This window comes from Nocardia wallacei (genome assembly GCF_029869545.1).
GTDB lineage: Bacteria > Actinomycetota > Actinomycetes > Mycobacteriales > Mycobacteriaceae > Nocardia > Nocardia wallacei_A.
In genome coordinates this window covers 1-21413 of record NZ_JARWQD010000293.1, presented here as the reverse complement: position 1 = coordinate 21413, position 21413 = coordinate 1, and the positions used below count along the sequence as shown (strand labels likewise).

Sequence of the window (21413 nt, the reverse complement as noted above, 5' to 3'; positions counted from 1 at the left end):
CGCCCGCGCTACTCGGTGGGCTGCAGGTGGGCGCGCACGAAATCGACTACCGCGTCGGAGAATTCGTCGTTGACGTCGCTGGCCGCGGTGTGGGCCGCCCCGCCGATCTCGACGTACTCGAGGTGCGGGACCAGGCGGCGGAAGTCGGCCACGCCCTGTTCGCTCACGACGTCGGACAGCCGCCCGCGCACCAGCAGGACTGGCATGGTGAGCTGCCGGGCGGCGTCTTCCAGGACGGCGCTGTGCAGTTCGATGTCCTCGCCACGGCCGGACATCATCGCCGGATCCCAGTGCCAGTACCAGCGGCCGTCGGCCCGCTGCCGCAGGTTGCGCCGCAGCCCGTCGGTGGTGCGCGGGCGGGCGCGGTGCGGCAGGTATTCGGCCACCGCGTCGGCGGCCTCGTCGAGGGTGGCGAAGCCCTCCGGATGACCGCCGAGGAACTTCAGCACCCGTTCGACGCCCTTGTGCTCCGGGCGCGGCACCACATCCACCAGGACCAGCCCGGCGATCAGTTCGCTGCCCGGCCGGGCGGTCGCCAGCAGGCTGGTCAGCCCGCCCATGCTGGCGCCGACGAGGATCGCGGGCCTGCCCAGGTCGGCGAGGATGCCGAGCAGATCGGAGGTCATCGCCTCGCGCGTGTAGTCGCCGTCGGAGGCCCACTCGCTCTCGCCGTGCCCGCGCGCGTCGAGCAGCACGGCCCGCAGCCCGACCTTGGCCAGCGCGGCGCCGGAGTCCTTCCAGGAATGGCGGGTCTGGCCGCCGCCGTGCAGGAATACGGCCAGGGGTCCGTCGTCGGGTCCCCAGCTCTCCCCGGCGAGCTGGATTCCGCCGTGCCCGCGGAAGGTGAGGCGACGCGGTTCGGTGAAGTCGGCTTCGTTGCTCACGCCCACGAGCATGACACACGTTCCAGTTCGGGTATACGCCGTATGAACGATCGCCCGCGTTCCGGCGCCCGGCGAGATGGCCGAGATGTTGCCCCCGGTCGCCTGATGCCCGGGCATCCGTGCAGGTGGCGGCGCTCACAGCGGCACCCCCGATGCCGGGCGTTTGCGGGTGCGCTGCTAGGCTGACTGCTCGAAAGACATCCTTTAACGGACCGTCCGGCGAGGCGGGGAAGGAGGTCGGCATGGCTGTGCCCGAAGACCGCGGCGGCCGCGTCGAAAGCGGTGGCTCGCGCCGCGACGAGGGGCCCGCGGGTGCCGCCGTCGACGATAGCGCAGCCAGATCGGGCGCCGCCGAATATTCGCAGCGGCACGATCCCGAATGGATCCGGGCCGGGCGCGAATTGCTGTCGGCGCAGGATGTCGCGCGGACCATCGCGCGGATGGCGCATCAGATCATCGAGAAGACCGCCCTCGATTCCGCCGATCCGGACGCGCCCCGCGTGGTCCTGATCGGCATCCCCACGCGCGGCACGACCCTCGCCGCCCGGCTCACCGAACGCATCGAGGAGTTCTCCGGCGTGCGGCCCGCCCTGGGTTCACTGGACATCACGCTGTACCGCGACGATCTGCGCAACCGGCCGCACCGGCCGTTGGAGCGGACCTCCGTGCCCGAGGGTGGCGTCGAGGACGCGCTGGTGGTGCTGGTCGACGACGTGCTGTTCTCCGGCCGCAGCGTGCGGTCGGCGCTGGACGGTCTGCGGGATCTGGGCCGCCCGCGCGCGGTGCAGCTGGCCGTGCTCGTCGACCGCGGCCACCGCGAACTACCCATCCGCGCCGACTACGTCGGCAAGAACGTGCCCACCTCCCGCAGCGAGGACATCTCCGTGCTCCTGACCGAACACGACGGCCGCGACGGCGTCTACCTGCATCAAGGGGAGGATCCGTCGTGAGACACCTGCTGTCGGTCACCGATCTCGACCGCCAGGGCGCCGTCGAATTGCTGAACGACGCACAGCGTTTCGAGCAGGCGCTGCTCGGTCGCGAGGTGCGCAAGCTGCCGACGCTGCGGGGCCGGACCGTGATGACGGTGTTCTTCGAGAACTCCACCCGCACCCGGGTGTCGTTCGAGGTGGCGGGCAAGTGGATGAGCGCGGACGTGATCAATGTGAGCGCGTCGAGTTCGTCGGTGTCGAAGGGGGAGTCGCTGCGCGACACCGCGCTGACCCTGCACGCCGCGGGCGCGGACGCGCTGATCGTGCGGCATCCGGCCTCCGGCGCGGCCCATCAGATCGCCCGCTGGTTCGGCGAGATCGACAGCGGCGCGGGCGGTTTCGCCGGACCCGGCCCGGCGGTGATCAATGCCGGGGACGGCACCCACGAGCATCCGACCCAGGCGCTGCTGGACGCGCTCACGCTGCGGCAGCGGCTCGGCACGCTGGAGGGTAAGCGCGTCGTGATCGTCGGCGACATCCTGCACAGCCGCGTCGCCCGCTCGAACGCCCTCCTGCTCGGCATCCTGGGAGCCGAGGTGGTGCTGGTCGCGCCGCGCACGCTGCTGCCCGTCGGCGTCGACCAGTGGCCGGTGCGGGTGTCGCACTCGCTGGACGCCGAACTGCCCGGCGCGGACGCGGTGATGATGCTGCGGGTCCAGGCCGAGCGCATGAACGGCGGCTTCTTCCCCTCGGCGCGCGAGTACTCGATCGGGTACGGGCTCAACGAGCGCCGCATGGCGCTGCTCGACGAGCACGCGGTGGTGCTGCACCCGGGGCCGATGCTGCGCGGCATGGAGATCGCGGCATCGGTGGCGGATTCGCCGAAAACCGCTGTGCTGCAACAGGTGACCAATGGAGTGCATATGCGCATGGCGGTGCTGTTCCGCCTGCTGATCGGAACCGGGGAGGCAGTGGCGTGAGTGTGCTGATCAAGAATGTCCGCCTCTACGGCGCGGGCGATCCGGTCGACGTGCTGCTCGACGACGGCGAGATCCGCCAGATCGGCACCGATCTGGGCGTGGTCGACGTCGAGACCGTCGACGGGACCGGGCAGATCCTGCTGCCCGGCTTCGTGGATCTGCACACCCATCTGCGCGAGCCCGGCCGCGAGGATACCGAGACCATCGAATCCGGTTCGGCCGCAGCGGCTCTCGGCGGATTCACCGCGGTGTTCGCGATGGCCAACACCAGCCCGGTCGCCGACACCGCCGTGGTCACCGATCACGTGTGGCGGCGGGGGCAGGAGGTCGGCCTGGTCGATGTGCACCCGGTCGGCGCGGTCACCGTCGGGCTGGCGGGCAAGCAGCTGGCGGAGATGGGCACCATGGCCGCGGGCGAGGCCGGGGTGCGGTTGTTCTCCGACGACGGCCACTGCGTCTACGACCCGCTGATCATGCGCCGCGCCCTGGAGTACGCCAACTCGCTGGGTGTGCTGATCGCCCAGCACGCGGAGGAGCCGAGGCTGACCGGCGGCGCCGTGGCGCACGAGGGACCGACCGCCGCGCGGCTGGGCCTGGCGGGCTGGCCGCGCGCCGCGGAGGAGTCGATCGTGGCCCGCGACGCGCTGCTGGCCCGCGATGCCGGTGCGCGCGTGCACATCTGCCACGCCTCCACGGCGGGCACCGTCGAACTCGTGAAATGGGCCAAGGGCCAGGGGATTTCGATCACCGCCGAGGTCACGCCCCATCATCTGCTGCTCGACGACTCGCGGCTCGAGACCTACGACGCGGTGAACCGGGTGAACCCACCGCTGCGCGAGGCATCCGACGCGGCCGCCCTGCGCCGGGCGCTGGCCGAGGGCGTGATCGACTGCGTCGCCACCGATCACGCGCCGCATGCCGAACAGGACAAGTGCTGCGAGTTCGCCGCGGCCCGTCCCGGCATGCTCGGGCTGGAGACCGCGCTGTCGATCGTCGTGCGGACGATGGTCGAGCCCGGCCTGCTCGACTGGCGCGGCGTCGCCCGCGTCATGAGCGAGAACCCCGCGCGCATCGCGGGACTCGACGATCAGGGCAGGCCGCTCGCGGTCGGCGAACCGGCGAATCTGGTGCTGGTCGAGCCGGACACCTCGTGGACGGTGCGGGCGACCGAGCTCGCGAGCATTTCCGACAACACGCCGTACGAGGCGATGACCCTGCCCGCGCGGGTGACGGCGACGTTCCTGCGGGGCCGGGTGACCGCTCGCGACGGCAAAGCGGTGGGGAAAGAGAGACGGTAGATGGAGCGAACGCTGTGGGTGCTCGCGTGTGTGGCGCTGTTCGCGCTGTGCCTGTGGCTGATGTACCGGGCGTGGCGGAACCGGGCGCTGCGGCAGGCGTCCTCGATCGGTGAGCTGCCGCCGGTGCCCGCCGAACTCGGCGCGCAGCTGCTGGAGCCGACCACGGGCCTGTATCTGGGCAGCACCCTGGCGCCGAGCTGGATCCAGCGGATCACGGTGGGCGACCTGGGTTTCCGGGCCACAGCGGAGCTGACCCGTTTCGAACGCGGCATCCTGCTGGAACGCAGCGGGGCGGCCGCGATCTGGATTCCGCAGGAGGCGATCTCGGCGGTGCGCACCGAGCGCGGGCATGCGGGCAAGGTGATGACGGAAGACGGTGTGCTGGTGATTCGCTGGACGCTGCCGACCGGAACCGAGGTGGACACCGGGTTCCGCGGTGACGACAAGACGGTGTATCCCGCCTGGACGAAGGGCTCGACCGGCACGATGACAGGAGACGACGAGACGTGAACGACGCGGTGATGGTGCTGGAGGACGGCCGGACGTTCCGCGGCGCGCCGTACGGCGCCGTGGGTGAGACGCTGGGCGAGGCGGTGTTCTGCACCGCGATGACCGGGTATCAGGAGACGCTGACCGATCCGAGCTACCACCGGCAGATCGTGGTGGCCACGGCCCCGCAGATCGGCAATACCGGCTGGAACGACGAGGACGACGAGTCGAAGAAGATCTGGGTGGCCGGATACGCGGTGCGCGATCCGGCGCGCCGGGCCTCGAACTGGCGCGCCACCACGACGCTGCCGGAGGAGCTGGAGCGCCAGCACGTGGTCGGCATCGCGGGCATCGACACCCGCGCGCTGGTCCGGCACCTGCGCACCCGCGGCTCGATGAAGGCGGGCATCTTCTCCGGCGAACCGGCCGCCGCGCCCGTCGACGAATTGCTGGCCCGGGTCACCGGCCAGCCGTCGATGCTGGGCGCCGACCTGGCCGGTGAGGTCAGCACCGATGACGTCTACACCATCGAGCCGACCGGTGAGCGCCGGTTCACCGTGGTCGCCGTCGATCTCGGCATCAAGACCAACACCCCGCGCATGTTCGCCGAGCGCGGCATGCGGGTGCACGTGGTGCCCTCGGGCGTCACCCTCGACCAGATCCGGGAGCTGAACCCCGACGGGGTGTTCCTGTCCAACGGCCCGGGTGATCCGGCCACTCAGGACGATGCCGTCGATCTCACGAAAGCCGTTCTGGGCGAGGGGATTCCGCTGTTCGGGATCTGCTTCGGCAACCAGATCCTCGGCCGCGCACTGGGTTTGCGGACCTACAAGATGAAGTTCGGCCACCGCGGCATCAACGTGCCGGTCGTCGATCACGCCACCGGCCGGATCTCCATCACCGCGCAGAACCACGGCTTCGCGCTGGAAGGGGAGGCCGGGCAGCGCTTCGACACCCCGTTCGGCACCGCCGAGGTCAGCCACACCTGCGCCAACGACGGCACGGTCGAGGGCGTGCACCTGGTCGACGGCCGGGCGTTCTCGGTGCAATACCACCCGGAGGCGGCCGCCGGGCCCCATGACGCCGCCTATCTCTTCGACCGTTTCGCCGGTCTCATGGAAGGAGCCTGATGCCACGCCGCGAGGATCTACACCACATCCTGGTGATCGGCTCGGGACCGATCGTGATCGGCCAGGCCTGCGAATTCGACTACTCCGGCACGCAGGCGTGCCGGGTGCTGCGGTCGGAGGGTCTGCGGGTCTCGCTGGTGAACTCCAATCCGGCCACGATCATGACCGATCCGGAGTTCGCCGATTCCACCTACGTGGAGCCCATCACGGCGGACTTCGTCGAGAAGGTCATCGACAAGGAGCGCCCGGACGCGATTCTCGCGACGCTGGGCGGCCAGACCGCGCTGAACACCGCCGTCGCACTGCACGAGCGCGGGGTGCTGGAGAAGTACGGGGTCGAGTTGATCGGCGCCGATTTCGAGGCCATCCAGCGCGGTGAGGATCGGCAGAAGTTCAAGGACATCGTCGCGAAGGTCGGCGGCGAATCGGCCCGCTCCAAGGTCTGCTATACCATGGAGGAGGTGCGCGAAACCGTTGCGGAGCTGGGTTTTCCAGTGGTCGTGCGGCCCTCGTTCACCATGGGCGGACTGGGCTCTGGTATGGCCTACAACGATGACGATCTCGACCGAATCGCGGGCGGTGGCCTCGCGGCGTCCCCGACGGCCAACGTGCTCATCGAGGAATCCATCCTGGGCTGGAAGGAATTCGAGCTCGAGCTGATGCGCGACGGCCGCGACAACGTGGTCGTGGTGTGCTCCATCGAGAACGTCGACCCGATGGGCGTGCACACCGGTGATTCGGTAACCGTCGCTCCCGCAATGACTCTCACCGACCGCGAGTATCAGAAGATGCGCGATCTGGGCATCGCCATCCTGCGCGAGGTCGGCGTCGACACCGGCGGCTGCAACATCCAGTTCGCCGTCGACCCGCGCGACGGCCGCCTGATCGTCATCGAGATGAATCCGCGCGTCTCGCGCTCGTCCGCATTGGCCTCCAAGGCAACGGGTTTCCCGATCGCCAAGATCGCCGCCAAGCTGGCCATCGGCTACACCCTCGACGAGATCGTCAACGACATCACCAAGGAGACCCCGGCCTGTTTCGAGCCGACGCTCGACTATGTGGTCGTCAAGGCGCCGCGGTTCGCGTTCGAGAAGTTCCCCGGCGCCGACCCGACACTGACGACCACCATGAAGTCGGTCGGCGAGGCGATGAGCCTGGGCCGCAACTTCGCCGAGGCGCTGGGCAAGGTGCTGCGCTCGCTGGAGACCAAGGCCACCGGCTTCTGGACCCGGCCGGACGGTGAATGGACCGATGTCCCAGCGATTCTCGACGATCTGCGCGTCCCCACCGAGGGCCGCATCTACCAGGTGGAGCGGGCGCTGCGGCTGGGCGCGAGCATCGAGGACGTCGCGGCCGCCTCGGGCATCGACCCGTGGTTCGTCGCCGAGGTCGCCGGGCTGGTCGAGCTGCGCGGCGAGATCCTCGACGCGCCGGTCCTGAACGAGTCGCTGCTGCGCCGGTCCAAGCACTACGGCCTGTCCGATCGCCAGATCGCCGCGCTGCGACCGGAATTGGCGGGCGAGAACGGCGTGCGGGAGCTGCGGCACCGGCTCGGCATCCGGCCGGTGTACAAGACCGTCGACACCTGCGCCGCCGAATTCGAGGCCAAGACGCCCTATCACTACTCGAGCTACGAGCTCGATCCGGGCGCGGAGTCCGAGGTGGCGCCGCAGCCCGAGCGCGAGAAGGTGATCATCCTCGGGTCGGGCCCGAACCGCATCGGCCAGGGCATCGAATTCGACTACTCGTGTGTGCATGCGGCGCAGACACTCTCGGCCGCCGGGTACGAGACGGTGATGGTCAACTGCAACCCGGAGACCGTCTCCACCGACTACGACACCGCCGACCGGCTCTACTTCGAGCCGCTCACCTTCGAGGACGTGCTCGAGGTGTATCACGCCGAATGCGCATCCGGCACGGTCGCGGGCGTGATCGTCCAGCTCGGCGGGCAGACGCCGCTGGGCCTGGCGCAGCGGCTCACCGAGGCGGGGGTCCCGGTCGTCGGCACCTCCGCGGCGGCCATCGACCTGGCCGAGGACCGCGGCGAATTCGGTGACGTGCTGGTCGCGGCCGGGCTCCCGGCGCCGAAGTACGGCACCGCCACCACCTTCGACCAGGCCAAGAAGATCGCCGCCGAGATCGGCTACCCGGTGCTGGTGCGGCCGTCCTATGTGCTGGGCGGGCGCGGCATGGAGATCGTCTACGACGAGCAGTCCCTGGAGGGCTACATCTCCCGCGCCACCGAGCTGAGCCCCGAACATCCGGTGCTGGTGGACCGCTTCCTCGAGGACGCCATCGAGATCGACGTCGACGCGCTGTGCGACGGCGACGAGGTCTACCTGGGCGGCGTCATGGAACACATCGAGGAGGCCGGTATCCACTCCGGTGACTCGGCATGCGCGCTACCGCCGATCACCTTGGGCCGCAGCGATATCGAGGCGGTCCGGCGGTCCACGGCCGCGCTGGCCCGGGGGATCGGGGTGCGCGGGCTGCTCAACGTGCAGTACGCGCTGAAGGACGACGTGCTCTACGTGCTCGAGGCCAATCCCCGTGCCAGCCGGACGGTTCCGTTCGTCTCCAAGGCCACGGCGGTCCCGCTGGCCAAGGCGGCGGCGCGAATCATGTTGGGCGCCACCATCGCCGAGCTCCGCAAGGAGGGCATCCTGCCCCCCGAGGGGGACGGCGGCCACGCGCCGCTGGACGCCCCGGTCGCGGTCAAGGAGGCGGTGCTGCAGTTCCACCGCTTCCGCCGCCCCGACGGCGCCGGTATCGACTCGCTGCTGTCGCCGGAGATGAAGTCCACCGGCGAGGTGATGGGCATCGACGCCGATTTCGGCACCGCCTTCGCCAAGAGCCAGACCGCCGCCTACGGATCGCTGCCGATCGAGGGCACGGTCTTCGTCTCGATCGCCAACCGGGACAAGCGGGCGATGGTGTTCCCGGTCAAGCGGCTGCACGATCTGGGCTTCCGCATCGTGGCCACCGAGGGCACCTCGGAAATGCTGCGGCGCAACGGAATTCCGTGCGAGACGGTGCGCAAGCACTCCGATCCGGAGGCCGTGGCCGACGGCGGTCCGCAGGCCGCGGCGACGCTGGGCCCGTCGATTGTCGACCAGATCAAGGATGGCGAGATCGACATCGTGTTCAATACTCCCTACGGCAACTCCGGACCGCGGGTGGATGGCTACGAGATCCGCACCGCCGCAGTGGGGGCCAACATTCCGTGCATTACGACGGTGCAGGGCGCGGCCGCGGCCGTGCAGGGCATCGAGGCAACGATCAACGGCGGTATCGGAGTGCGCTCGCTGCAGGAGCTGCACGCCGTACTGCGTGGGTGACAAGCTGACAGGAGACAGCGGTGGGAACCATCGGGTTTGGCGCGGGAGCTAGGCCGGTCGGCGCGGGCCGGGTGAAACCGCGGCGGCGATCGGTCGATATGCAGGCCCCCGCGGGCGGGGGCGATATCCGGGTGATGCGCAACGTCGGCGGGTACAGCACCGTCGGCTTCCGCGCCACGCCGCGGATCGACCGCAAACCGGCCCCGGCCGAGCCGGAGTCGTCCGCCGTGGAGCGGGACCTGGCGGCCATCGACCGGGAACTGGCGATCATCGATCAGGAGCTGGCCGACGCCGACCGGGAGCTGGCGGCCGCCGGGGCGGACGCGCAGCCCGTCGCCGGGGCCGACGCGCGGCTCGCCGCGGGCCGGAACGCGGGGCGGGAGGTGCGGCTCGCCACCGGAGCGGACGCGCGGCTCGCCGCGGTGACGCGGTGACCCCGTTCGGCGTGCGGTTGCGCGACGCCCTGGCCCGGCACGGCCCGCTGTGCGTCGGCATCGATCCGCATCCGCCGCTGCTGCGCGCCTGGGGCCTGACCGAGGACCTCGACGGCCTCAAACGCTTCGCCGATGCCTGCGTCGACGCGTTCGCCGGTCGGGTCGCCCTGGTCAAACCGCAGGTGGCGTTCTTCGAGGGCTACGGTTCGGGCGGCTTCATGGTCCTCGAGGACACCATCGCCGCGCTGCGCGAGGCGGGCACCCTGGTGCTCGCCGACGCCAAACGCGGCGATATCGGGTCCACGATGGCCGCCTACGCCGCGGCGTGGCTGGGTGACGGCCCGCTCGGCAGCGATGCGGTCACGGCCTCGCCCTATCTCGGATTCGGTTCGCTCACGCCGGCGCTGGAGCTGGCGGCCGCCCGCGGCCGCGGCGTCTTCGTGCTCGCGGCCACCTCGAATCCGGAGGGGGCGCAGCTGCAGCGGATCACCGCGGCCGACGGCCGCACCATCGCCCAGTCCGTGGTCGACGACGCGGCGGTCCGCAATGTCGGCGCGGCGTTCGGTTCGGTGGGCGTGGTGGTCGGCGCGACCCTGTCCGACGGCCCGAACCTGGGCCTGCTCAACGGCCCGATTCTGATGCCCGGCGTCGGTGCGCAGGGCGGCGGGCCCGACTCCGTGCGCGCCCTCGTCCCGCGCGACAGCTATGCCGCGGCCGTGCCCGCCGTATCCCGCGAGGTGCTCGGCGCGGGACCGTCGATCGAGGCGCTGCGTGCGCGCACCGAGGAACTCGCCGACGAGTTCGCGTTCCTGCAGAAATGAGCGATCCGGCAACCGGATCTCGCCTGTTCCTTCGCCACGAGACGGCGGTCGCCGCGCCGCCGCGACGGACGAGACCGCACGGTTTCGCACCGGAGCCGCGCTGCGCGCCCGCACCGCCGCGCCGGGCGAGGAACTACACCCCTGTGTTTTCCGTTGTTGGGGGCCCTTTCGGGGGCCCGCGCGGGGTGTCTGCGGGCGGGCGATCAGTTCTCGTTCGCGGGCCCCGAGAGGTCGTCGGCAGGCGACACGCGGGGCCGAAAACGAGCGACACGCCGAAAAATCCAGAAAAGTCCAGGTCGTGGGATAACAGGCGGATTACGACGCCTCGAGTCCCTCGCCGAACCGGTCATTTGCCCGGTTACAACACTGAAAACCGCAGGCCACGCGGCTGCGAGCGATTTCGGCGGTAGGATCTGCGCAACCGGCGGAATCGAGCGCGACGGGGCGTCCGCACGGCCGCTACCGTGCCCGAATCCGGCGCTGACCTGGGGGGTGGGTTCGCAATCGGCACGCCGCGTGGGTACGGTCGCACAGACCGCCGGGTTACCGGCGGGAGATGAAGCAATGAACGATGAGACGGAGGAACCGTGGCCCTTCCCCAGCTGACTGACGAGCAGCGCGCCGCTGCTTTGGAGAAGGCGGCTGCCGCTCGCCGCGCTCGGGCAGAGCTCAAGGAGCGCCTGAAGCGTGGCGGCACCGACCTGAAGACGGTCCTGAAGGATGCCGAGACCGATGAGGTTCTGGGCAAGATGAAGGTGTCGGCGCTGCTGGAGGCCCTGCCCAAGGTCGGCAAGGTCAAGGCGGCGGAGATCATGAGCGAGCTGGAGATCGCGCCGACCCGCCGCCTGCGTGGCCTGGGCGACCGCCAGCGCAAGGCGTTGCTGGCGAAGTTCGACCAAGCCTGATCCGAGGGTGGTCGAGCACACGCAGAAGGGTCGGCTGGTGGTACTGGTCGGCCCCTCGGCCGTCGGCAAGTCCACTGTGGTCCGGTGCGTCCGCGAGCGGCTGCCGGACCTGGTCTTCAGTGTGTCGGCCACCACCCGGGCCCCCCGGCCCGGGGAGGTCGACGGCCGCGACTATCGGTTCGTGACCAGGGCCGAGTTCGACGCCATGATCGAACATGGGGAATTGCTGGAGTGGGCCGATATTCACGGCGGCCTGCAGCGGTCGGGCACACCGGCCGCGCCGGTCCGGGCGGCGATGGCCGCCGGTAAGCCCGTACTGGTGGAGGTGGATCTGGCGGGGGCGCGGCAGATCCGAGCGGCGACGTCGGAGGCCGTACTGGTCTTTCTGGCCCCGCCCAGCTGGGATGAGCTGGTCGCGCGGCTGACCGGCCGCGGTACCGAATCACCCGAGGTGATCGAGCGCCGCCTGCAGACCGCACGAACCGAACTCGCGGCGTGTGACGAGTTCGACACCGTGATCGTGAACGACGACCTGACCAGCGCCTGTGAGCAGTTGGTATCGTTGTTCGTTAGCACAAATTCGAGATAAGGGCGGCCGATCGGGCCGATGGTCATTGTCATCCCGGCGAATGCCGGGACCGTCCGATGCTCGTAACCCGGCTGGATTTCCACCACGACCCGCAGGAGCCTCACTAGTGAGCGACACCAAGACCGTGCCCGCGTACGACACCCCGGTCGGCCTGACCAACCCGCCGATCGACGAGCTGCTCGAGCGCACGTCGTCCAAGTACGCGCTGGTCATCTACGCGGCCAAGCGGGCGCGCCAGATCAACGACTACTACAACCAGCTCGGCGACGGCATCCTCGAGTACGTGGGCCCGCTGGTCGAGCCGGGCCTGCAGGAGAAGCCGCTGTCGGTGGCGATGCGCGAGATCCACTCCGATCTGCTCGAGCACTCCGAAGGCGAGTGACGTAGGGGCCGTTCCGCCGCCCACCTCCACCGGACCGAAGAGGCTAGACATATGCGGATCGTTGTCGGCGTGGGCGGCGGTATCGCCGCCTACAAGGCATGCTCGCTCGTTCGCAAGTTCACCGAGACCGGGCACGACGTCCGGGTGATTCCCACCGAGTCGGCGCTGCAGTTCGTCGGCAAGGCCACCTTCGAGGCACTGTCGGGCAACCCGGTCAATACCGGCGTGTTCGCCGATGTGCCGGAGGTGCCGCACGTGCGCCTCGGCCAGGAGGCCGATCTGGTGGTGATCGCCCCGGCGACGGCCGATCTGATGGCGCGCTCGGCCATGGGCCGCGCCGACGATCTGCTCACCGCGACGTTGCTCACCGCGCGATGTCCCGTGCTGTTCGCCCCCGCCATGCACACCGAGATGTGGGAGCATCCGGCCACGGCCGCCAATGTCGCCACCCTGCGCGCGCACGGCGCGATCGTCATGGAGCCCGCCGCGGGGCGGCTGACCGGTGCCGACACCGGGCCGGGGCGCCTGCCCGAGCCGGAGGAGATCTTCGCGCTGGCGTCGCTGCTGCTCGAGCGCTCCGACGCGATCCCGCGCGACCTGGAGGGCCGCCGCATCGTGGTGTCGGCGGGCGGCACGCGCGAGCCGCTGGACCCGGTGCGCTTCCTCGGCAATCGCAGCTCGGGCAAGCAGGGGTTCGCCCTCGCCCGGCTGGCCGCCCAGCGCGGCGCGCACGTCACGCTCGTCGTCGGCAACACGATCGCCCTGGAGCCACCGGCCTCGGTCGAGATGGAACACGTCACCACCGCCGAGCAGCTGGGTGTCGCGGTCGACAAGCACGCCGTCGGCGCCGACGCGGTGATCATGGCGGCCGCGGTGGCCGACTTCCGGCCGACCAACGTCGCCGCGGCCAAGATCAAGAAGGGTGCGGGCGAGCCCGACCGGATCGACCTCACCAAGAATCGCGACATCCTGGCCGGGCTGGTCCAGGCCCGGCGCGACGGCCGCCTGCCCGGGCTGGCGATCGTCGGATTCGCCGCGGAGACCGGCGACGAGCACGGCGACGTGCTCACCCACGCGCGCGCCAAGCTCGAGCGCAAGGGCTGCGATCTGCTCGTGGTCAACGCCGTCGGCGAGGGCAAGGCGTTCGAGGTGGACAACAACGACGGCTGGCTGCTCGGCGCCGACGGCACCGAACAGTCGCTCGACCACGGGTCGAAGTTGTTGCTGGCCAGCCGCGTGCTGGACGCGCTGGGACCGCTGTTGCGCTGAGGCGCAAACGGTTTCGGCCTAGTATGCGAATACGCGCGCGGTGCACAATGGCACTACGCGCGAAGTTGCACCGACTGCCGAAACGGAGCCCTGTGGAGGCGGTGGCGGGTAGTGACGGGCGGTTGCCGCTGGTAGCGGCGCCGAACGGTCACCGGGACCGCACCGCGTCGGTGGTTTGGAATAGTCTGAGACAAAGGGTTGCGCGGTGGCGCGAGTTCGTTACTGTCGCAAACCGGTATGAGACCCGTTGAGGGAGAGGGAAGAACTGTGCGCACGTCCGGTAGCCGGCTATTCACGAGTGAGTCCGTGACCGAGGGTCATCCGGACAAGATCTGTGATGCCATCAGCGATTCCGTCCTCGACGCGTTGCTCGCGCAGGACCCCCGCAGCCGCGTCGCGGTGGAGACCCTGGTGACGACGGGTCAGGTACATGTCGCCGGTGAGGTGACCACATCGGCCTACGCGGATATTCCGAAGATCGTCCGCGAGAAGGTGCTCGAGATCGGATACGACTCGTCGGCAAAGGGTTTCGACGGCAATTCCTGCGGTGTGAACATCGCGATCGGCGCGCAGTCTCCCGATATCGCGCAGGGCGTGGACACCTCGCACGAGGCGCGCGTCGGCGGCTCCGACGACGAGATCGAGCGCCAGGGCGCGGGCGACCAGGGCCTGATGTTCGGCTACGCCACCAGGGAGACCCCGGAGCTGATGCCGTTGCCGATCGCGCTGGCGCACCGGCTGTCGCGGCGGCTGACCGAGGTCCGCAAGTCCGGCGTGCTGCCCTACCTGCGCCCCGACGGCAAGACCCAGGTCACCATCGAATACGACGGCACCAAGCCCGCGCGGCTGGACACGGTGGTGGTGTCCACGCAGCACGCCGCCGACATCGACCTGGACAATCTGCTGGCTCCCGATATCCGCGAGAAGGTCGTGGACTCGGTGCTGGCCGATCTGGAGCTGCCCGAGCCGTTCGACACCTCCGACTTCCGGCTGCTGGTGAACCCGACCGGCAAGTTCGTGCTCGGCGGCCCGATGGGCGACGCCGGGCTGACCGGGCGCAAGATCATCGTCGACACCTACGGCGGCATGGCCCGCCACGGCGGCGGCGCCTTCTCGGGTAAGGACCCGTCGAAGGTGGATCGCTCGGCCGCCTACGCCATGCGCTGGGTCGCCAAGAACGTGGTCGCCGCCGAACTCGCCGAGCGGGTCGAGGTGCAGGTCGCCTACGCCATCGGCAAGGCCGCCCCGGTCGGGCTGTTCGTGGAGACCTTCGGCACCGAGACCATCGATCCGGCGAAGATCTCCGCGGCCATCGCGGAGGTGTTCGATCTGCGCCCCGGCGCGATCATCCGCGACCTGGACCTGCTGCGCCCGATCTACGCGCCCACCGCCGCCTACGGCCACTTCGGCCGCACCGATGTCGAGCTGCCGTGGGAGAACACCGACCGATCGGACAAGCTGCGCGCGGCAGCGGGTTTGTGATCGGCCGTCATTGACCGAGGCCGGGCCCGAGGCGGCAGCTGACGCACCGGTGGCGCGCCCCATCGCGCGGGTGCTGCCGATGCTGGAACCGGCACATCTGGACCGGGATTTCGACTACCTGGTTCCCGCGGACATGGACGCGCAGGCCCAGCCGGGCGTGCGCGTCCGTGTGCGTTTCTCGGGCCGCCTGATCGACGGCTTCGTCCTCGAGCGCCTCGACAAGACCGACCACACCGGCAGATTGATGAAGCTGGAGCGCGTGGTATCCGGCGAACGGGTCCTGACCCCGGAGATCCTGCGCCTGGTCACCGCGGTCGCGGCCCGCTACGCCGGAACCCGCGCCGACGTCCTGCGCCTGGCCATCCCGCCCCGGCACGCGAAGGTGGAGGCGGAAAAACCACGCGCCCAGCAGGATTCGCCACCGGAACCGCAGAATCCGGATGCGGCCGAGCCGTTCTCGCCACCGACGGGGGCGACGCCGACGAATCCCGCTGCGCTGGCGGATCTTTCGCAATACCCCGCGTGGGAGCGGTATCGGCACGGCTCGTCGTTCCTGGAGGCGCTGACACAGGGCAAGGGGCCGAGAGCGGCGTGGCAGGCGGTGCCGGGGGAGGACTGGGCGCGGCGGCTGGCGGAGCTGGCGGCCGTGGTGGTGGGAAGTGGACGCAGTGCGGTGCTGATCGTGCCGGATCAGCGAGATCTGGATCGGGTGTCGGCGGCGTGTGCGGAGCTGATCGGGGAGGCGGCCGTCGGGCTGGCGGCCGGACTGGGTCCGGCGGCCCGGTACCGGCGCTGGCTGGCGGTGCTGCGCGGCACCGCGCGCGTCGTGATCGGCACGCGCAGCGCGGTTTTCGCGCCCGCGCAGGATCTGGGGCTCGTCGCGATCTGGGACGACGGCGACGATATGTACGGTGAGCCGCGGTCGCCGTACCCGCATTCGCGGGAGGTGGCGATGCTGCGGGCACACGAGACGGGCGCGGCCTTCGTGGCCGCGGGGTTCTCGCGGACCGCCGAGATCCAGGCGGTGGTCGAATCCGGGTGGGCGCACGATCTGGTCGCCGACCGCGCCGTGGTGCGGCAGTGCGCCCCGCGGATCAGCGCGCCGGGCGACAGCGACGTCGCGCTGGAACGAGATCCGGTCGCGCGCGCGGTACGGATTCCCGCCGTGGCGTTCACCGCGGCCCGCACGGCGCTCGCGGCGGGGGAGTCGGTCCTGGTCCAGGTCCCGCGCCGCGGATACGTCCCCGCGCTGTCGTGCGCGAAATGCCGGGCCCCGGCCCGCTGCCGCCACTGCAACGGCCCGCTGGCACTGCCGGACGGCAACGGCACCGCCCCGGCCGCCGCGCCGGGTGAGGGCGGGCCGAGACCTTCCGCTCGAGAACTCGGAGTCGCCCTGTCCCGCAGCGCATCCGGGGAAGTCGCGCACAGCCCCGGGTGTCGGTGGTGCGGCAAGACGGAGCCGGTGTTCCGATGCTCGTCGTGTGGCTCGCGGGCGCTGCGCGCGGTGGTGATCGGCGCCGCGCGGACGGCGGAGGAATTGGGCCGGGCGTTTCCGGGTGTGCCGATCCGCGGGTCCGGCGGTGCGGCCGTGCTGGACGAGGTGGCCGACGAGCCGCAGGTCGTGGTCGCGACCATCGGGGCCGAACCGGCGGCGCCGGGCGGCTACGGCGTGGCCCTGCTGCTCGACGGCTGGGCGCTGCTGGGCCGCGCGGATCTGCGCGCGGCCGAGGATGCGTTGCGCCGCTGGATGTCCGCGGCGACGCTGGTGCGTGCGAGCGGCCGCGTGATCGTGATGGCCGAACCGTCCCTGCCGACGGTGCAGGCCCTGGTGCGCTGGGATCCGGTGACCCACGCCGTCGCCGAACTCGAGGCCCGCACCGAGGTCCGCTTCCCGCCCGCCGTGCGGTTCGCCGCGATCGACGGCACCACCGACTCCATCGCCGAATTGCTGGGCGAGGCACAGCTTCCCGGGGATGTGGAGGTGCTCGGCCCGGTGCCGCTGCCCCCGGGAGCCCGCAAACCGTTCTCCTCCGGCGATTCCCCCGCCGAGGTCGAGCGCATGATCCTGCGCGTGGACCGTCGTTCGGGCACGGCCCTGTCCCGCGCCCTCACCGCCGCCCAGGCCGTCCGCAGCACCCATCGCTCCGACGACCCGCTGCGGGTGCAGATCGATCCCATCGATATCGGCTGACGACTTCCGGCAGATCTTCGCGAACACCGATGAGTTCCCGGGTGGTGCTCCGTCCTATCCCTTGAACGCGCTTCCAACCCGGCGCGACCGACCAGGAGGACCCGATATGACCACCGCCAACCCCGCCGCCGATTTCTCCGACGCGACCTACCGTCCGGGCAAGGTCCGCAACCGCGTCCTGTGGGCCCTGCAGATCCTGCTCGGCCTGTTCTTCATCATCGCCTCCGGCGGGCCGAAGCTCGTCATGCCGAACACCCTGATGGACAACGCTCCCGAGAATCTGACCATCCCCTTCGGGCTGCTCATCTTCATCGGCATCGTGGAGGTCGCGGGAGGTATCGGCCTGATGGTGCCGCGGCTCAGCGCCCTGGCCGCCGCTGGCCTGTCCGTGCTGACTGTGCTCGCCGCCGGGACGCAGGCGTTCATCGCCGACAAGCCCGCGATGGGGATCTTCCCCCTGGTGCTGGCCGCGATCTTCGCCTGGATCGCCTACGAGCGCCGCGGCACCGTCACCGATCTGCGCAACTCGCTGTCGCGGTGACACGTTGCTGAGCACGACCGGCGATCGGTGGCCCGCCCACCGAACGCCGGTTCGTGCGTTCCCGGATCGAGCGCCCGTCGGGTTGGCGGCGATCGATCCAGCGGCCGTCTGGTCCGCGGTGTCCCGCCGGGGCGCCGCACCAGACGGCCGTATTCGGGTCCGGCAGGTCATGCCGCCGGTTCCGTGAGCCGTGCCAGCCGCGACTTGATATCGATCCGGCGGCGGCCGCGCACGGTGTAGAGCACCAGCAGGGCGATGACGGCCCACTGCACCGGATTCATCAGGCCGACGGCGGCCGAGACCGGCAGGGTGAGGATCAGCAGCAGCCGCACGATCGCGTCGACCGCGAGCCCGGCGGCCCAGACCGCCGTCGACCGCCGGAAGGCACGCCTGATCTCGGAGTCGCTGTGCCACAACGTGTTCCACAGCTGCTCCTGGTCTCGTCCCGGTGCGTGCAGGCGCTGCGCCATGCCGAACAGGGCGGGACGGCCGAGCACGCAGCTGGCCGCCAGCAGGATGCTGACCGCCGCGGACGTCGCGGGATCCTTGATCAGCATCATGCGGTCGTCGCCGCCCAGCAGCGCCAGCCCGAGCCCGAGCGCGGTGAGGCAGAAGGCGAAGGCGGCGAGCCCGTCGATCCGGCGCTGGAATCCCGCGACGGCGAGCAGCCACAGTCCGGCCGCGATCGTCGACCACAGCAGGGCGCGGAATTCGGTGTAACCGAGCGCGAGCAGCCCGTAGAAGACCGCGGGCGAGAGCCCGATGGCGGCCGCCGTGAACAGCAGGTTCCCCGCCCTGCTCGAGCGCGGCCGGGAGCTGGAAGGGCTTGGCAGTACGGCGGTTTCGGTCATCGGGCACTCTCCGTGGACGCGGTGGCTGATCGTCGGAAACGCTAATCGCGCACCCCGCCCGCCCACCTCGGCGCGCGGGTGGAGAAGTCGATCTCCACCCGGGGGCCGAATCGCCGTCCGGCGGGGGAGGCGAGAATGCTGAGGTACCGGGAGACGACGAGGAGTGCGATGGAACGGCTGCGGCGGGCCTGGCGGTCGCTGTCCGGCGGGGATCCGGAATCCGGCCCGCTCATGCGGATCGTGGGCACGCTGCTGCTCGGTGTGAACGTGGTGTTCAACCACTCCGGCCCGATTCCGGCGTGGTTCCGGGCGGTGCTCGGGACGGCCTACGCCTGCTGGGTCGTCTCGGCCGTCTGCGGGCGCCGCCGTCCGCGGCTGGCGCTGGCCGCGGTGGTGGCCTGCACGATGATCGCGGCGGCCGTATCCGGACCCGCGCCCGATACGTCGGCGGTGATCCTGCTGTTCGTGGGGGCCAGTGTGGTCGCCGAACACCTCGTGCCGCGGACCACGGTGATCGTGGGCGTGTTCGCCGCCACCGCCGCCGCGACCGCCCTGAGCGTGGTGCTGGCGGGCCGGACGCCGGCGGTGCTGGCCGCGTACTCGGGCATTCTGGTGATCGTCCTGCTGCTCGGGTTGTATCGGCGCCAGTACCGGATCCGGGTCCGGCAGACCGAGGAGTTGCTGGCGCAGACGCGGCGCGCGCAGCACGAACACGCCCGGGCGGCCGCGCTGGACGAGCGGGCCCGGATCGCCCGCGAGATGCACGACGTCCTGGCGCATTCGCTCGGTGCGCTGAGCGTGCAACTCGAGGTCGCCGAGGCGCTGCTGAGCGAGAAGGCGGATCCCGAGGGCGCGCTCGAGCGGGTGCGGCAGTCGCGCCGGCTCGCCGTCGAGGGGCTCGCCGAGGCCCGCGGCGCGGTGGCGGCGCTGCGCAGCGACGTCCCGCCGCTGCCCGAGGCGGTGCGAGAACTCACCGCGGTCTTCCGGCGTGACCACCACCTCGAGGCCGAGTGCCGGGTCGAGGGCGTGCCGCGGGCGGTGAGCCCGGCGGCCGCGGTCTCGCTGCTGCGTGCCGCGCGCGAGGCCCTGACCAATGCGGGCAGGCACGCGGCCGGGCGGCCCGTCGCCGTCACGCTGGAGTTCCTGTCCGGGCGGGTCCGGCTGTCGGTGCGAAATCCCTTGCTCGGCACGGCAACCCGGCTCGATCACGCCGGGTACGGTCTGACCGGGATGCGTGAGCGGATCGCGCTGGTCGGCGGGACCCTGTCCGCGGGGCCGGACGATCGCGGCTGGCTGGTGACGGCGGAGGTGCCGGAATGAACGGGCATCGGTCCACGGACCCGATCCGGGTGCTGGTGGTCGATGATCAGCAGGTGATGCGGGAGGGTCTCGTCGCGCTGCTCGGGCTCGTCGACGAGGTGCGCGTCGTGGGCGCGGTCGGCAACGGCGAGCAGGCGCTGGCCGCGGTCGCCGAACAGCATCCCGACGTCGTGCTGATGGATCTGCGGATGCCGGTCCTGGACGGGGTCTCCGCGACCCGGCGCATCGCGGAAACCCATTCCGCCACTGCGGTTCTGGTGCTGACCACCTATTCCGACGACGAGTCCATCGTGGCCGCGCTGCGGGCCGGTGCGCGCGGATATCTCACCAAGGACGCGGGCCGCGTGGAGATCGCGGCGGCCATCCGGGCCGCGGCGGCGGGGCAGTCCACCTTCGATGCCACGGTGTCGCGGCGTCTGGTGGCCGCGCTGTCGCGCCCGGCTCCCGCGGACTCCGGGCGGCGTTCGTCCCCGCAACGGCCCGACGGACTGACCGGGCGCGAAGCCGAGGTACTCGGCCTGATCGGCCAGGGCCTGAGCAACGCCGAGATCGCCGCGGCGCTGTACGTCGGGGAGGCCACGGTGAAGACGCACATCAACAACGCGTTCGCCAAGATCGGCGCCCGCAACCGCGCCGATGCGGTCCGGTACGCCTACCGCCACGGCCTCGCGGAACCGTGAGCCCCGGCCCGCCCGAAGTTATTGTGAGAAGCATAACTTTCGGATATGCCTATCACACTCACCGACCTCCCGGTCACCGGAACCATCCCGGACTATCTCGACGGTCGCTATCTGCGCAACGGCCCCAATCCGGTCGGGGAGCTGGATCCCGCTCTGTACCACTGGTTTTCCGGTGACGGCATGGTGCACGGCGTGCGGATTCGCGACGGAGCCGCGCAGTGGTACCGCAACCGCTGGGTCCGGGGTCCGGCCACCTCGGCCGCGCTGGGCGAGGAGCCGCTGGTGCGCGCGCCGGGCGTCGGCGCCAATACCAATGTCATCGGCCCCGCCGGTCGCACGCTGGCGCTGGTCGAGGCTGATGGGCTTCGTCTACGACGCCGCGAGCGACCGCAGCGAGCTGGCGATCCTCGATACCGGAACCCTCGAGACGGCCGCGAGCATCCAGCTGCCGCATCGCGTGCCCGCGGGTTTCCACGGCAACTGGATTCCGTCGAGGTAGGTGCTCACCGGTTGGTTTGTGTCCCTCTTCATACTTGTCGAAGATGCATTGCCGATATATCGTTGATGGCATCAAGTGAAGACGAGCCTGAAGGAGGCACAGTCATGGAACACATGGAGAACATGCCGATGGGCGGCCGGGGATTCCGGCGTGGCCCGCGACCCGGCGGTCGCGACCAGTTCCGCCGTCCCCCGCCTAGTACGCGGTGGGGGGCTCGGCGGCCGGGCGGGGCCCGCCCGCGGGCCCCCCCCGGGGGGGCGGGGCGGCGCGCGAATCCGGCCGCTGCGCCCACGGGTCACTCGGATTCGTCATGCCGTCCAGCGTAGGTGCAGATCAGGGATACAGCAGGTAAGTGCCGCACGACGGCGCGACCCGGGGCCGGTCAGCGGTGCGTCGCG

The 21413-nt window shown here is 70.6% G+C and carries 20 protein-coding genes and 1 pseudogene; 19 read left to right on the top strand and 2 right to left on the bottom strand.

Translation table 11 applies throughout. The features are described 5' to 3' along the window. Positions 1 to 8: 8 nt before the first annotated feature. Positions 9 to 896 (bottom strand): alpha/beta fold hydrolase, encoded by an 888-nt coding sequence (locus tag QH290_RS25810; protein ID WP_280262283.1) that lies wholly within the window; start codon positions 894 to 896, stop codon positions 9 to 11. A 230-nt stretch (positions 897 to 1126) separates the two neighbouring features. Between QH290_RS25810 and pyrR the strand changes: the two genes are divergently transcribed. The 15 genes from pyrR to QH290_RS25735 all read left to right on the top strand — a co-directional run bounded on the left by pyrR (position 1127) and on the right by QH290_RS25735 (position 17665). After that, positions 1127 to 1834, top strand: coding sequence for a bifunctional pyr operon transcriptional regulator/uracil phosphoribosyltransferase PyrR (gene pyrR / locus QH290_RS25805; RefSeq protein ID WP_280262285.1), 708 nt, complete (start codon positions 1127 to 1129; stop codon positions 1832 to 1834). Continuing rightward, entirely contained in the window at positions 1831 to 2796 is a 966-nt protein-coding gene (locus tag QH290_RS25800) for an aspartate carbamoyltransferase catalytic subunit (RefSeq protein WP_280262287.1), read from the top strand. The genes pyrR and QH290_RS25800 overlap by 4 nt, the downstream gene beginning before the upstream one ends. Then, the gene (locus QH290_RS25795; RefSeq protein WP_280262289.1) at positions 2793 to 4094 is read left to right on the top strand and encodes a dihydroorotase; all 1302 of its coding nucleotides are present in this window, start codon (positions 2793 to 2795) and stop codon (positions 4092 to 4094) included. Before QH290_RS25800 ends, QH290_RS25795 begins: the two co-directional genes overlap by 4 nt. Beyond that, positions 4095 to 4604, top strand: coding sequence for a PH-like domain-containing protein (locus tag QH290_RS25790; RefSeq protein WP_280262291.1), 510 nt, complete (start codon positions 4095 to 4097; stop codon positions 4602 to 4604). Between the two features lie 11 nt (positions 4605 to 4615). Further along, positions 4616 to 5713 (top strand): glutamine-hydrolyzing carbamoyl-phosphate synthase small subunit, encoded by a 1098-nt coding sequence (gene carA / locus QH290_RS25785; protein WP_280262308.1) that lies wholly within the window; start codon positions 4616 to 4618, stop codon positions 5711 to 5713. Next, positions 5713 to 9051, top strand: a complete 3339-nt coding sequence (gene carB, locus QH290_RS25780; protein WP_280262293.1) for a carbamoyl-phosphate synthase large subunit — start codon at positions 5713 to 5715, stop codon at positions 9049 to 9051. Before carA ends, carB begins: the two co-directional genes overlap by 1 nt. 20 nt (positions 9052 to 9071) lie before the next feature. Further along, positions 9072 to 9485, top strand: a complete 414-nt coding sequence (locus QH290_RS25775) for a hypothetical protein (protein WP_280262295.1) — start codon at positions 9072 to 9074, stop codon at positions 9483 to 9485. Beyond that, positions 9482 to 10306 carry an orotidine-5'-phosphate decarboxylase gene (gene pyrF, locus QH290_RS25770; RefSeq protein ID WP_280262297.1) on the top strand — a complete coding sequence of 275 codons (825 nt, stop codon included), beginning with the start codon at positions 9482 to 9484 and terminating at the stop codon, positions 10304 to 10306. The genes QH290_RS25775 and pyrF overlap by 4 nt, the downstream gene beginning before the upstream one ends. A 587-nt stretch (positions 10307 to 10893) precedes the next feature. Further along, a complete protein-coding gene (gene mihF / locus QH290_RS25765) occupies positions 10894 to 11211 on the top strand; it encodes an integration host factor, actinobacterial type (RefSeq protein ID WP_068018717.1) in 318 nt (105 codons plus the stop codon). Positions 11212 to 11218: 7 nt separating this feature from the next. Further along, the gene (gene gmk / locus QH290_RS25760) at positions 11219 to 11800 is read left to right on the top strand and encodes a guanylate kinase (protein WP_280262301.1); all 582 of its coding nucleotides are present in this window, start codon (positions 11219 to 11221) and stop codon (positions 11798 to 11800) included. A gap of 106 nt (positions 11801 to 11906) precedes the next feature. Beyond that, a complete protein-coding gene (gene rpoZ / locus QH290_RS25755) occupies positions 11907 to 12182 on the top strand; it encodes a DNA-directed RNA polymerase subunit omega (protein WP_040708326.1) in 276 nt (91 codons plus the stop codon). Between the two features lie 51 nt (positions 12183 to 12233). Beyond that, positions 12234 to 13451, top strand: a complete 1218-nt coding sequence (gene coaBC, locus QH290_RS25750; protein ID WP_280262303.1) for a bifunctional phosphopantothenoylcysteine decarboxylase/phosphopantothenate--cysteine ligase CoaBC — start codon at positions 12234 to 12236, stop codon at positions 13449 to 13451. Positions 13452 to 13718: 267 nt separating this feature from the next. After that, on the top strand, positions 13719 to 14933 hold the full coding sequence (gene metK, locus QH290_RS25745; RefSeq protein ID WP_280262305.1) for a methionine adenosyltransferase: 1215 nt from the start codon (positions 13719 to 13721) through the stop codon (positions 14931 to 14933). A gap of 79 nt (positions 14934 to 15012) precedes the next feature. Further along, a complete protein-coding gene (locus tag QH290_RS25740; RefSeq protein WP_280262310.1) occupies positions 15013 to 17124 on the top strand; it encodes a primosomal protein N' in 2112 nt (703 codons plus the stop codon). Positions 17125 to 17230: 106 nt separating this feature from the next. Beyond that, positions 17231 to 17665: a DoxX family protein gene (locus QH290_RS25735; RefSeq protein WP_280262307.1), complete on the top strand. Its 435-nt coding sequence runs from the start codon at positions 17231 to 17233 to the stop codon at positions 17663 to 17665. 167 nt (positions 17666 to 17832) lie between these two features. On the opposite strand, the gene QH290_RS25730 is transcribed toward QH290_RS25735, so the two are convergent. Then, a complete protein-coding gene (locus QH290_RS25730) occupies positions 17833 to 18516 on the bottom strand; it encodes a VC0807 family protein (RefSeq protein WP_280385697.1) in 684 nt (227 codons plus the stop codon). A 168-nt stretch (positions 18517 to 18684) separates the two neighbouring features. Here QH290_RS25730 and QH290_RS25725 point away from each other — a divergent pair, with 168 nt between their 5' ends. The 4 genes and pseudogenes from QH290_RS25725 to QH290_RS25710 all read left to right on the top strand — a co-directional run bounded on the left by QH290_RS25725 (position 18685) and on the right by QH290_RS25710 (position 21015). Continuing rightward, complete coding sequence (locus tag QH290_RS25725; protein ID WP_280385696.1) at positions 18685 to 19836, top strand: sensor histidine kinase; 1152 nt, start codon at positions 18685 to 18687, stop codon at positions 19834 to 19836. Then, positions 19833 to 20516, top strand: a complete 684-nt coding sequence (locus QH290_RS25720; RefSeq protein ID WP_280385694.1) for a response regulator — start codon at positions 19833 to 19835, stop codon at positions 20514 to 20516. Before QH290_RS25725 ends, QH290_RS25720 begins: the two co-directional genes overlap by 4 nt. A 45-nt stretch (positions 20517 to 20561) precedes the next feature. After that, positions 20562 to 20870, top strand: a pseudogene (locus QH290_RS25715) (carotenoid oxygenase family protein); the annotation flags it as partial. Continuing rightward, the gene (locus QH290_RS25710; RefSeq protein WP_342213768.1) at positions 20830 to 21015 is read left to right on the top strand and encodes a carotenoid oxygenase family protein; all 186 of its coding nucleotides are present in this window, start codon (positions 20830 to 20832) and stop codon (positions 21013 to 21015) included. The pseudogene QH290_RS25715 and the gene QH290_RS25710, both read left to right, overlap by 41 nt. The last annotated feature ends 398 nt before the right edge of the window (positions 21016 to 21413 follow it).